At 41.8% G+C, this 407-nt stretch carries 1 protein-coding gene; it reads right to left on the bottom strand.

Annotation, left to right across the window (positions count from 1 at the left end; translation table 11 throughout):
- Positions 1–377: PD-(D/E)XK nuclease family transposase (locus C1E99_RS04310; protein ID WP_193441788.1), on the bottom strand; the 377-nt coding region annotated here is incomplete at its 3' end.
- Between the last annotated feature and the right edge of the window lie 30 nt (positions 378–407).

Raw genomic sequence — 407 nt, 5'->3', positions numbered from 1 at the left:
ATACCATAGACTGGCTGGATTTTATCGTACATTTTATGCGTTTTCTTGGCTTTTTTTCGGGCCTTTGGCAGGCTGTCGACCAGATGTTGGCAAATATAAATCCATAATCGCTTCAAAAAGGCTTTCTGGTGCGCGACTTGAATTTCAATCACCACTTGGGTATCGTCTTCCAAGGATGCAAGCACATCAACGGTTGTCGTAAAGTAGCCATCTTGTTCTCTCTTCAAATCGGCTAAGGTTCCATTCATGATTCGGACCTTTTTGGGTCTGAAACCGAGGAAGGTTTCAATGAAATCAGTGGTTACCTCGGGATCACTAAACACTTTTTTGGCTGCAATGTCCATCATTGGACTGATAGAATGTCTTTTTTTGCTCATCTTGTTCTCCGAATTCTTTTGATGTGAGAT

The organism is Streptococcus suis, from assembly GCF_002964045.1.
Taxonomy (GTDB): Bacteria; Bacillota; Bacilli; order Lactobacillales; family Streptococcaceae; genus Streptococcus; species Streptococcus suis_U.
Note: the sequence above shows the minus strand (reverse complement) of the source record. Positions and strands in the feature narration are given on the sequence as shown.